Origin of the sequence: Dapis hubbardiae BLCC-M172 (genome assembly GCF_050016015.1) — a bacterium.
In the GTDB taxonomy this organism is placed as follows: Bacteria; Cyanobacteriota; Cyanobacteriia; order Cyanobacteriales; family Microcoleaceae; genus Trichodesmium.
Map to the genome: position 1 here is coordinate 59420 of NZ_JBNHEQ010000064.1, position 12452 is coordinate 71871.

Annotated in this window: 7 protein-coding genes and 1 pseudogene; 7 read left to right on the forward strand and 1 reads right to left on the reverse strand. The window is 35.4% G+C overall.

What is annotated here, in order from left to right; all coding sequences use genetic code 11:
• Window positions 1-335: 335 nt before the first annotated feature.
• The gene (locus tag ACP6PK_RS06515; RefSeq protein WP_426558784.1) at window positions 336-2417 is read right to left on the reverse strand and encodes a glycosyltransferase family protein; all 2082 of its coding nucleotides are present in this window, start codon (window positions 2415-2417) and stop codon (window positions 336-338) included.
• Between the two features lie 1247 nt (window positions 2418-3664).
• Here ACP6PK_RS06515 and ACP6PK_RS06520 point away from each other — a divergent pair.
• From ACP6PK_RS06520 to hpsN, 7 genes and pseudogenes are all read left to right on the forward strand, one after another.
• On the forward strand, window positions 3665-4759 hold the full coding sequence (locus tag ACP6PK_RS06520; protein WP_426558786.1) for a glucose-1-phosphate thymidylyltransferase: 1095 nt from the start codon (window positions 3665-3667) through the stop codon (window positions 4757-4759).
• Window positions 4760-5184: 425 nt separating this feature from the next.
• A pseudogene (locus ACP6PK_RS06525) lies at window positions 5185-5586 on the forward strand (glycosyltransferase); the annotation flags it as partial.
• A gap of 33 nt (window positions 5587-5619) precedes the next feature.
• A complete protein-coding gene (locus tag ACP6PK_RS06530) occupies window positions 5620-5997 on the forward strand; it encodes a glycosyltransferase family 2 protein (protein ID WP_426558788.1) in 378 nt (125 codons plus the stop codon).
• Window positions 5998-6371: 374 nt separating this feature from the next.
• Window positions 6372-7463, forward strand: a complete 1092-nt coding sequence (locus ACP6PK_RS06535; RefSeq protein ID WP_426558790.1) for a glycosyltransferase family 4 protein — start codon at window positions 6372-6374, stop codon at window positions 7461-7463.
• A 716-nt stretch (window positions 7464-8179) separates the two neighbouring features.
• Window positions 8180-9637 carry a phosphoglucosamine mutase gene (gene glmM / locus ACP6PK_RS06540; RefSeq protein WP_426558792.1) on the forward strand — a complete coding sequence of 486 codons (1458 nt, stop codon included), beginning with the start codon at window positions 8180-8182 and terminating at the stop codon, window positions 9635-9637.
• 135 nt (window positions 9638-9772) lie between these two features.
• The gene (gene hpsL / locus ACP6PK_RS06545) at window positions 9773-11434 is read left to right on the forward strand and encodes a hormogonium polysaccharide biosynthesis protein HpsL (protein ID WP_426558794.1); all 1662 of its coding nucleotides are present in this window, start codon (window positions 9773-9775) and stop codon (window positions 11432-11434) included.
• 11 nt (window positions 11435-11445) lie between these two features.
• A complete protein-coding gene (gene hpsN, locus ACP6PK_RS06550) occupies window positions 11446-12450 on the forward strand; it encodes a hormogonium polysaccharide biosynthesis glycosyltransferase HpsN (protein ID WP_426558796.1) in 1005 nt (334 codons plus the stop codon).
• Window positions 12451-12452: the final 2 nt, after the last annotated feature.

Below are 12452 nucleotides of genomic sequence, written 5' to 3' on the forward strand. Positions count from 1 at the left end.
AGTTAATAACATTTGTTAAAGCACCCCGCCACCAGAGATGAATGCTGAAATTTTCTGACTATTACTCTATAGGCAACAGTTAATAACATTTGTTAAAGCACCCCGCCACCAGAGATGGATGCTGAAATTTTCTGACTATTGCTCTATAGGCAACAGTTAATAACATTTGTTAAAGCACCCCGCCACCAGAGATGAATTATCCATCCACATTTATCCCTGTAAATACTCAAATTTTCCAGAAGTAGATAACAGCATTTTTACCCGCAGCAGAAAAAATCAAATCAGAAGTAACTTCGGGAAAATAATTATCAGTCTTTATCTCCAGAAAACATTCTTTACTCATCAACAACTAGATTATTAATTATCCATCCACATTTATCAGTTAACTTATTACTTTCAATACTCAAATTTTCCAGAAGTAGATAAACAGGATTTTTACCCGCAAGAGAAAAAATCAAATCTGAGGTAACTCCTGGAAAATAATTCTTAGCAGTTGTATCAAGCAAATTTCCTTGCTCATCTAATAGAGAAAAGCTAAGAGATAAACCATTACATTCTTGATTAAGAAAATTTAGCTTACCAGTAATTTTGACGGGAGAAGATAACTCTCCTAAATAGAGAAAATATTTAGATGTTTGTTTAGTAACATCGGAAGGGTCTGTCATTAAATTATAACTATCATCAGAAACTTGAGTAACTGCCGAATAATTATAAGTAATATAAGGAGATTGACTTAAACTCATCCAGTCTAATTGTCTACCCGGACGTTGAGGAACTTGTTGTTGCATTGCTGATAAAGTTTGTACGGCAGTTGCTATAGAAGTCGGACGAATTCTTTGATAAAAACTAATAGTTACTCCTCCGTCTAGAACAAATTCTTCTGGCAATTTTTGGAAGTCTTGACTAATGGGTAAATTTTGAGTAAAAGCATCATAGACCAATTTGACTAAATCTTGTTGTCCTGGTTTTAATACTTGTTCATCAGTTAATAATACTTTCTGAAATGGATGAGCAATAACTATATATTGTGCTGCTAATAATTCTGGCAATGGGTAAGTATCACGGGTGTCAATATGTGGTTTACTTATTGCTCTTAAGTTCGACCAATTTTGAGGATTAATTATCCGGTTCGAGTTTCTAATAATATTGGCATTAAATTGATTTGAGGAAGCAGCTACATATACTAATTCTCGATTTGGTGCTAATTTATTTAGATAGTCGGTCAAACGCAAAACTTCGTTGTAGTCGGAACGAGTTAATGGGGAAAAGTTACTGGCAAATAATGGTCGTAGGGGGTTATTGAATTTGCCGAGTGGTGTTAAACCAAGGGTGAGATTAATAATTAAATATATTCCGGTAATGCTGAGAATTATTAATTTGGTTTTGCCTGGAAAAGTATGAATGGTTATCCAGATAAATGAGGTGATTCCTAAAACTATTATTGGGGTTAAATGTAGGGTGTAATGAATGTTGCCATAGCGCAGCCAAATTAACCATTCAGCTACGGAAAATATTCCGAATAATAAGAGAAAAATAGTAGTAGATGGAATTAAAAATTTTCTCAGAACTCCTACAGAAAATCCTATGGCAATTAATAGTAAGGTTATTAATCCATAGAAACAGCTATAACGCCAGAATATGTCGGGTATTGATAAGCTCCAAGCTGCATAAAGAGTTCGATAATTTTCTGTTAGAGAACTTTGGATAAAACCCCAGGCAAATATTGATATTGTTAGGAATGATGTTAGGGAAATCAGACTAATTTTTATGGCGCTTTCTAAAAGTCTTTTCTTGGAAGTTTTGCTAGATTTGAAAGTTATCAAAAAGTTAATCATAGTTTGACAACTAATAGCAGCTAGAAAAGCTATGGCGCTATAGGCAAAATGTCGTCTTAAAACTATAGATATGCCTAAACAAAATCCAATAATAGGAATTTGCCACCAAGCGGTTAATCTAATATTTTTTATGTAAAACAAAATTGCCAATAAAATGGGTAAAGTCGCTCCTATATCGGGATATCCTCTTAAAGTCGGACTCCAACTCATAGGTATTAGTAAGGCGATCGCTACTGTTGACCAAAATACCCATTGAGAATTAGTCGGAATTAATTTTGTAGCTATTGCTCCTATCAATAAACTAAATGGTAATAAATAGATAAGATTAAGACTGAGGATATAAATAATTCTGTGGTTGCCAAAAATATATAAAAATGGAATTAATGGTAGTGTAATTAGATAATTTTTTTGTTGGGATAAGGAACCTAAAATATCATCAATAGCTCTTTGAGTGGATACTCGAAATAAATTTGTTAAATTATTCGCAGCATTCTGATATCCGACAAAATCCCACCAATAAATTGTATGTTCGTTAGATACATATATTGATGTTATGGAGAGAATTATCAAAACTACAGTCAAAAAAATTATGCTATTAATTAGAAAGCTATACTGTGAATTAAATTCAGTATTTAATAATTTTAAGAAAGAGGATTTTTTCATGTTTATGATGATTACTGAAAAAATGTTATAGGAAACTATGTTCAGCTCATTTCCGCTGGTTTATTTTGTATAAAGCCAAGGCTTAATATGTATAATAAATTTAAGTTTTTTCGGGGTTTAAAGCATTTTTTATTATTCCTTATTCTTGACAATACTGATGCTATCGGAATTGAGATAGCATAAAGATAGCAAAAAAAATGTAAGTATTCAAAAGTGTATCGTAAGCATTTCCTGCGGAATGCTGCGCAAACAGCTATTAGCAGTCAACAATCAGCTTTTTTGTTAAAGCATTAAACAGATTTACTATGGATATTTAAGGTTTTCATATCTGCTTTAAACCTTATTTAAGCAAGAATTTAAGTGTTTCAATATTCTCATCTAACTTCCTACATATCTGAAGCTAATGGCTAATAGCTGACGGCTTAATGTTTATAGTCTATCAAAATATGAGATATCTAATAGACATCTCCAAAAATTAAAAATCAAATCAATTATCATCCATAAATTATCTATTCTTTATTTACTTTTCCCTGTTCCCTGTTCCCTGTTCCCTGTTCCCTCTTTTCTGGAGATATATAATGGGCAAGCTATATCTTTTTTTAGGAGTAATAGTATGAGGTGAATAGGAAAATTTGTCTTCCACTTTTAGAAATGACTGCTAATAATTGATGGCTGAATGCTTAGATAAAATTCTTTTCTACCATTAGCAATAAGTTATAGTTATTTTCATTAACATGAAATACAATTATCAGGTCTTTAATACCACTTCAAAAAAAACAACGCTACAAAAAGTTACATCTAGAAATAGATACTTAAAAATAGCTGCTCCAATTTATATTAGATAGCTATATAGCAATCCTCTGCATAGCTGTAATATTTTGGTTGTAGGGGGGAGCGTTTGCTCCGCATTCCGCAGGAATTCGCCCGTACAGGAGTCATAATTTTAAAGATTTTAAGCTCAAACTAACTATCATAAAAATTGTCAAAACCAATTTAGGATTGCTATATCTATCATTTTTCCTTTTTTTTCAATATTTACTCCTTCTTCCTTCTTCCTTCTTGCTTATTAAAATGACAATTGATTGCCAATCAACCTTATGTTAGACTGGAAAAAAATTAGCCCCAAAAACGCAAACTACCGCAAAAACCCCTAATAGTAAATTAACATGAAAGCATTAATTCTCTCTGGTGGAAAAGGAACAAGGCTACGTCCTCTTACCTATACAGGAGCAAAGCAATTAGTACCAGTTGCTAATAAGCCTATTTTGTGGTATGGGATTGAAGGTATTGTTGCAGCAGGTATTACTGACATTGGAATTATTATTAGTCCAGAAACTGGAAAAGAGGTACAAGAATTAACAGGAAACGGCGAAAAATTCGGAGCTAAAATTACTTATATTCTCCAAGAACAACCTGCGGGTTTAGCTCACGCTGTTAAAATTGCTCAACCATTTTTGGGAGATTCTCCTTTCATAATGTATCTTGGAGATAATATCATTGAAAGTCAGCTCGATCAATTTTTATATACTTTTAAACAGGAAGAGTTAGATGCTTTAATTCTGTTACGAAAAGTTCCCAATCCCACAGCTTTTGGTGTAGCAAAAGTAGATGAAAAAGGAAGAGTTTTAGGATTGGTGGAAAAGCCTAAAGTTCCACCATCAGATTTAGCACTTGTAGGTATATATTTCTTTTCTAATAAAATACATAATGCCATTGCTAATATCAAACCTTCAGCTAGAGGAGAATTAGAGATTACTGATGCTATTCAATATTTAATTGACCAACAAACTTATGGAAAAGATAAAGAAATTTCTGTTGAAGCACGAACTTTAGAAGGTTGGTGGTTAGACACAGGTAAAAAAGATGATTTACTTAGTGCCAATCAAATTATTTTAGATACTCGTATAACTAATTCAGTAAATGGAGAAATAGATTCCCAAAGTCAAATTATTGGACGGGTAAAAATTGGTGAAAATACAAAACTAATTAATTGTAGCGTTAGAGGTCCTGTAATTATAGGTGATAACTGTCACCTAGAAAATTGTTTCATCGGTCCTTATAGTAGTATTGCCGATAATGTCACTTTAATTGATGTTGACCTAGAACACAGTGTCATATTACAAGGAGCAAAAATTATTGAAATTCATCAACGTATTGTTGATAGTTTACTCGGTCGTCGTGCCCAACTAATTAATGCTCCACAACGTCCTAAAGCATTACGGTTTCTGATCGGAGATGATAGTCAAATAGAATTAACATGATTAGGCAGTAAGCATTCAGCAGTCAGCTATTTATTTTAGTTTGAAAGAAAACCTTTATTAATCAGGTAAATTGAATTTGACTATAAAAGCCAACTTTTAAAGGCTATATTCATTTCAAACTTCTCCTTTTATCGAAAGGGGTTTGTTCTCCAAATCCGTTTTTCCCTTGGGTTTGAAACCAAACCCCTACATTTTTTTTTCACGAATCATTTAGGATTAGTATAGCTAACTAATAACTGAAATTAAATTTTCCCACGCCTAATTTCACCCCTAAGAAACCGGGTTTTTATTAGGATAATTTCTAATTAGACAATGTTTGTTTGTGAAAAAACCCGGTTTATCCTAAACTTTCAACCCTCCCCGAAGGAGAAACTAATATAAAGACTATCTACTTTCTCACAGTTAACTACTATTCAACTGAGTTAATTAAAAAATTAATCAATTCAATTCAATTAACTTCCTACCTATTTCAAAAAATTATAATTATTAATAACTCGACCGATGATAAGTCTATTTATCAACTCCAAGAAAATACTATAATTATTATCAACTCAGAAAATAATTTAGGATATGGTAAAGCCTGTAATTTAGGATTAAATTGGATTTATACCCAAAATTCCCAAGCAATAGTTTGGTTAATTAATCCTGACGCTTATTTATTACCTGATTCTCTGGAAAAAGCAGATCATTTCTTAGTAACTCATCCAGAAATTTCTATATTAGGAACAACTGTCTACGAACCCACAGGTGAAGTTTGGTTTGGTGGCGGAAAATTTATTCCTGAAACTGGCAAAATAATTGCAAATGAATCTCTTTCAAACACAGAAACATCAATCACAGATTGGGTGACAGGATGCAGTATGTTAATTAACCTCAAAAACTTTGAAAAATGCCCTCAGTTTGATGAAGATTATTTCTTATACTATGAAGATTTTGACTTTTGTAGACGTTATATAAAACAAGGTCATAAAATAGCCATCACTAAAACAATATCTGTAATTCATCAACCATCTTCTATTACCAATAAAAAACCAGAATTAAAACTTGAGTATAGCATCTATAGCTATCTATTGAGTTTAGAAAAACATACAAATAAATTAGTTTTAATATATAGATTACTCAGAATTACTATAGGAGCTTTATTTTACCTACCAATAAATTATAAAATAGCTGGTGCTAAACTCAAAGCCATTGGGAAATTTATCAGATATAATCGTAGGCTGGGTAGAACGAAGTGAAAACCAAGATAATCTAAAATGGTTGGTTACGACAGATTGTTAAATATCGATCAAAGCTATTATTTTACCTGTAGATAATCGTAGGTTTGCTGGAACAAAGTGAAACCCAACAAAATCTCAATAGGGTTCAGATGAGACAAAAATTCCTCTAATTGGCAACCTAAAGATGGGCTTTTAGATATTACAACTTTGCCCAAAAAATCCTTAACTGAAATGTTGGTTTTATCCTGTGGATAAGCGGAGCTAACATTCCTCAAACCAACTATATTAGCCTTAGTTTAACTACCAATAAATTATCAAATAGTAAAATATAATGTTGGGTTTCGTTCTTCAACCCAACCTACACAATTTAAATTTTTTGGCTCTAATTATAAATGTCTAATGAACTTCTTATTAATTTATCAGTATTAATCCCAGAACCAACAGGAATATCGATCTATGCTAATAACATCCTGCCACAACTTCAACAACTTAATCCTACTTTATTAGTTCCTAATAATATTCCTAATTTTAACTGCCATATAATCCCTAATAATATGACTCCCGCTCAAGGAACTAAAGGTCATTTACGACGATTATTATGGACTCAATTTCAATTATCAAATATCTATAAAAAATTACAAGGAAATATACTTTTTTCTCCTCTTCCAGAAGCGCCATTATTTTCTCAGTGTCGTTATATTGTGATGGCTCACGATTTAATTCCTTTACGTTTTCCTAAACCTGGTTCTCGCTTAACTGCTTATTTCAAATATTATATTCCCCAAGTATTAAGTCAGGCAGAACATATTATTTGTAATTCTCAAGCTACGGCAAAAGATATTACTGATTTTTTCCAAATACCACCTGAAAAAATTACTCCTATTCCTTTAGGTTATGATTCTCAAAGATTCCAATTTTTAGACTTACCTAAGCAAAATTATTTTCTTTATTTAGGTCGCCACGACCATTATAAAAATCTGCATCGGTTGATAGAAGCTTTTGCTAATTTGCCTAATTTTTCTGAGTATGAATTATGGCTTGCCGGACCTACAGATAATGTCTATACGCCAACATTAAAAACTCAAATTAAAGAATTAGGTTTAACAAAATTAGTCAAATTTCTTGACTATGTTCCTTATTCAAAATTACCCAAAATAATTAATCAGGCGATCGCTCTGGTTTTTCCTAGTTTGTGGGAAGGGTTTGGTTTTCCAGTATTAGAAGCAATGGCTTGTGGTACTCCTGTTATTACTTCTAATATTTCATCTCTGCCAGAAGTTGCTGGAAATGCTGCTATTTTGGTTAACCCAAAAAATGTGGGAGAAATAACTGATGGGATGAATATTATTGCTAAAGATGGGGGGGAGCGATCGAGGCTCTCAACCTTAAGTTTGGCTAGAGCTAAAGAGTTTAGTTGGGAAAAAACTGGTTTAGCTACTAGGGAGATAATTCAGAAATGGGGTGATGGGATGGTGGGAGAATAGAAGCTATTTGGTATCTTTTTCATTCTAAGAGGTATCTGAAAAAAATCGCCTGTCAAAGAAAGGATTTTCGGTTGCATCCTCACAAAAATTGTGATATCCTAAAGTTTGACTGGGCTATTTCGTATATACACATGACTTTTTATTCAATTAAAATATTCAGGAATTTTTCCAAGAAGCAGTACCAGAAATATTTTCATCTTGTAGAACTTACTTGACTACAGATGCTTGTTTTTTCCTCATCAAATCTTTCCAGCCCTCCCTCTTAAGTGCAGAGCCAAAAACATTTTCATTCTGCCAAGCTCCCTAAAAAAGTCGCGCGTCAAAAGACTTTCAGTTGCATCCTCAAAAAAATTGTGATACCATATAATCTAATAGGAGTATTTCGCCTATATACATGATTTTTTATTCAACTAATTAAACTAAAAAGTATTGTTTCCCAGCTCAAAAGGAATAAGGAATGTTGTAGATCAAGAAAACCAACCTACAAAAGACTTCTTTAGTGAGAAGAATATATGAGTGAAAATCACCAAAATTTAATCAATAACCATAAAGATTGAGATAGAATCCAGTTATACAGTGTATGTTTATAACTATATTCAATCACCCCATCACCCCATCACCCCACCACCCCACCTCATTATTTAGTATTAAGTCCGGAGGTGCTATTCTCTTTGTTGAGAGTGAGAATAACTAAATATTGACGAGGAGTGAAAATTATGGTAGCAACACCATCATTCAAACCAACTTACGGACAAAACACCTTTAACTTATCACCCAAAGCAATAACAACAACATTGCCTTGGAACAACACCTCACTGCCCACAACCCCCTTATTCGGTACAGATGGCATCCGAGGCAAAGCAGGAGAACTACTCACCGCCCCCTTAGCCCTGCAAATAGGTTTTTGGGCTGGACAAGTATTGAGCCAATATTCTCCAAACCCCGGCCCGATAATTATGGGTCAAGATACCAGAAACTCTGGCAATATGTTAGCCATGGCTCTATCAGCAGGTTTAACAGCAGCAGGCTTAGAAGTTTGGAATTTAGGTTTATGCCCTACTCCTTGTGTTGCCCATCTTACTAGCGTTTCAGAAGCAATAGGCGGGGTAATGATTTCTGCTAGTCATAATCCACCCGAAGATAATGGAATTAAATTTTTTGGCTCCGACGGTACAAAACTCCCTCCAGAATTACAGAAACAGATAGAATCTGGAATTAGAGGAACGGCGGATTTTCCCACCATCCATAGTAACTGGGGACAGCATTACCATAGACCAGAATTAGTCAAAGACTACCAAGCATCTCTACATTCTCCTTTAACACCACGATATTTGCAGGGAATGAAAATAGTTCTAGACTTAGCTTGGGGGGCAGCAGTTCATACTGCCCCAGAAGTTTTTCAGGGAATGGGGGCAGAAATTATTTGTTTACATGACCAACCAAACGGCGATCTGATCAATGTTAACTGTGGTTCGACCCATCTTCATACTCTCCAACAAGCAGTAATAGAAAATCAAGCTGATATGGGATTTGCCTTTGATGGAGATGCTGACCGAGTATTAGCAGTAGATTCTCAAGGTCGTTCTATTGATGGAGATTATATTCTCTATTTTTGGGGCCAAAGCTTAAGTAAAGCAGGCTTACTACCAAACAATTTAATTGTTACTACTGTCATGGCAAATTTAGGCTTTGAACGTGCTTGGCAGAAACAGGGTGGACAAATGTTACGGACTAAAGTGGGAGACCAATATGTTCATGCAGAAATGGAGCGCACAGGTTCAATGTTAGGTGGAGAACAATCAGGACATATTCTCTGTCCCCACTATGCCATTACAGGAGATGGTCTAATGACGGCCTTGCATTTGGCCACTCTAGTTAAAAATTCTGGAGTTTCTCTAGCAGAATTAGTAGACCAAAGCTTTCAGACCTATCCCCAATTGCTCCGAAATGTCCGGGTTGAAGACCGCGATCGCCGAGCGAACTGGAAAAACTGCGAACCATTAGTCAGAGCTATTGAAGAAGCAGAAACAGCTCTAGCAGATTTTGGGCGGGTATTAGTCCGAGCCTCTGGCACAGAGCCAGTAATTCGAGTTATGGTAGAAGCAATTAATGCTGAACTAGCAAACTCTTGGACTGAGAACTTAGTTTTAGCAGTCCAGCAACATCTGGCTTGAAAAAGCGGTCAGCACTCAGCACTCAGCACTCAGCAAGATTATTTTTTTCAAGTTTAGAAGGGGATTTTAACCCCAAGCTTACAAAGCTGATATCTGAATGCTAAAAGCTGATAGCTAGTTAAAACTGACTCAACAATGCCAACAAAACAAAAGTCTAAAAAAAAATTAAAAAGCAAATCAAAAAAGAAAGGCAAAGCTGCTGCTCCCCAGATTAGCAAAAAAGAGCTAGCTGCCAGAAAGCGTCAAAGGGCTAAACAAATTCAGGAAGTCATCGGCGCTCTGGTTACTTATGGTGGCTTGGGTGCTGTTATTGGGATAACATTATTTTTTGTAGCAGACCCAAAAATAGCTCTTGCTGGTGGTGGTGGTGTAGCAGTTTTAGCTCTTTCCTTCAAGTATCCAATGTTGGGGCTTTGGGGATTTATGATCTATATGCCCTTTGCTGGTACCGTAACTTACTGGATTGGTGGCGGAAGTCCAATATTTCAGTTAGCAAAAGATGGGTTTTATATTCCTGCAATAATTGCCGTTGGCCTGTGGTGCAAAAAGACAGGAAATCCATTTATTATTCCCAAGGCAATGAAAAATCCCCTGTACTTTTTATTGGGGTTGTGTCTAATCACCCTAATATTTGTTAATGGTGCTAGACAGTTTAATCCACCTCCACCCAGACCAGGTGTTGTACTTAACCAATCCAAGAAACCCGATCAATTCATTGCACAGGGAATATTGGGACTTAAAGTAATGCTTGGCTATGTACCTCTAATTACAGGGGCTTATTATAAACTTAAAAGTAAAAGAGAGTTATTATTTGCTGCCCGTCTTACAGTAATTCTGGCTATTATCTGCTGTTTACTTGGTATGGTACAGTACCAATTCCTTGCATCTGGAAAGTGTAACGGTACTCGTGGTTTTACTGGAGACCAATTATTTAAGGCAACCCTAGAAGCTAAATGTTTAATAGGAGGTGCTCTACTATTTAGCCCCAGTCAGGGTGTAATTCGTTTGCCTGGTACCTTTGTTGCACCTTGGCAGTGGGGATGGTTTTTGATTTCCAATGCTGCCTTTACCTTTGCAGTTGCTTTTTGCGATCCCTCTCCCGTCTGGCGAATAGCAGGTTTATTTGGAATGGCAGTAGTTTTTGTTAATGCAGCTATTAGCGGTCAAAGAATTGCTCTAGCTTTAGTTCCCACAGTAACAATAATACTATTAGTCTTAACAGGTCAGGTAGCTAACCTCAAACGGTTTCTTCCTATTGGTATTGGACTAGGTGTTGTACTGGGAGGGGTAATAGTATCAAATCCCGCAGTTGTTCAAGAGCGGATAGATAGTTTTGTGAGTAGGTGGCAAGCTTCACCACCCACTGCTTTTATTGCCCAACAATTTGAGGAATCTAGTCATGGACAAGATGGAGTTTTTGGTAATGGAGTAGGGCGAGCTACTAACTCAACTAGAGTTTTTGCTAAAACTAGGTTAATTGAGACTTATTATCCTAAGTTAATGTATGAAATAGGACCTATAGGCGCAATTGCAATGTTAGTCCTATTAACAAGTGTTACTGTTGCTGGTTTTAAAGCTTATCGGTCAGTTAAAGATAAAAATCTACGCAGTTTGGGTGCAAGCTATTGGGTTTTTGTTATGATTATTAGTTATAACACTTATTATTACCCTCTTGATGTAGACCCAGTTGCGGTTTATTATTGGTATTTTGCTGGAGTCGTTATGAGGCTACCAGAAATTGATAAACAGGAACAGGCAAGAATCAAAGCTGAAGAAGAAATGGAAAATAGTAAATAAGAAGGAGAAAAATGAACGCACAATCTCTAACCCTAGAAAATCAACAATTAACTATTCCCATTTCCGTTGTTATTCCTACCTATAATCGGGAAGAACCTCTAGTAGATACCATAGCAGATCTTATTAAGCAAGACTACCCTAATTTTGAAATTTTAGTAGTTGACCAAACTGCGACTCATAAACCAGAAACTCAAGCTTATTTAGAAGAACAAGCTAATGCTGGAAAAATTAAATTGTTCCATCTGACTTGGGCAAGTTTACCAGGGGCAAGAAATTATGCGGTTAGACATTGTAGTGGGGAAATAATCCTTTTTATTGATGATGATGTCCGTATGGAACCAGATTTTTTGGCTGCCCATGCTCGTAACTATGTCGATCGCCCAGAGATAGGGGCAGTTGCAGGACGAGTATTTGACCGGATGAAATTAGGAGATTCTGGTGGAGAGTTGGAAATAGAGGATTTACCTCCAGAAGCATCAGACCCCGGTATTGCTTGGTATCATATCGATCTGGTACATACGGTTAAAGCTCAACGAGTCATCTCAGCAAGAGGCTGCAATATGTCCTATCGCCGAGAGATTTTTACTAAGTATGGCCTGAGTTTCGATGAGCGGTTTCGTGGTAGTGCAGTACGGGAAGAGTCGGATTTTTGTTTGAGGTTGCGACAAACTGGTTATCAGATTTGGTTTGACCCAGAAGCTTCTTTAGTTCACTTGGGTGAAGAAAGTGGAGGTTGCCATGATATTTCTACAAGGTCACTAAAGTATCAAGTTACTTTCTATCACAATCACTTTTTTATGGGGTTAAAAAATCTCACTCCTAATCAATGTTTGCGTTTCTTTGCCAAATTATTTGATTGTCATGTTTTGGGCAACCCACCTTGTTATAAAGGTGGTTCTCCTATCAAAATAATTACTCGTGGCAGTTTTTATAGTCTTGGTTTTTTGAGTGCGGTTCAAACAAGGATTAAATCTATCTGGGATGACGGTCAAATTTATACTCGACAAAGTAATTAATA

Coding starts and splice junctions, on each gene's coding strand:
- ACP6PK_RS06520 (WP_426558786.1), top strand. CDS start 3,665: ATGAAAGCATTAATTCTCTCTGGTGGAAAAGGAACAAGGCTACGTCCT.
- ACP6PK_RS06530 (WP_426558788.1), top strand. CDS start 5,620: ATGTTAATTAACCTCAAAAACTTTGAAAAATGCCCTCAGTTTGATGAA.
- hpsN (WP_426558796.1), top strand. CDS start 11,446: ATGAACGCACAATCTCTAACCCTAGAAAATCAACAATTAACTATTCCC.
- ACP6PK_RS06535 (WP_426558790.1), top strand. CDS start 6,372: ATGTCTAATGAACTTCTTATTAATTTATCAGTATTAATCCCAGAACCA.
- glmM (WP_426558792.1), top strand. CDS start 8,180: ATGGTAGCAACACCATCATTCAAACCAACTTACGGACAAAACACCTTT.
- hpsL (WP_426558794.1), top strand. CDS start 9,773: ATGCCAACAAAACAAAAGTCTAAAAAAAAATTAAAAAGCAAATCAAAA.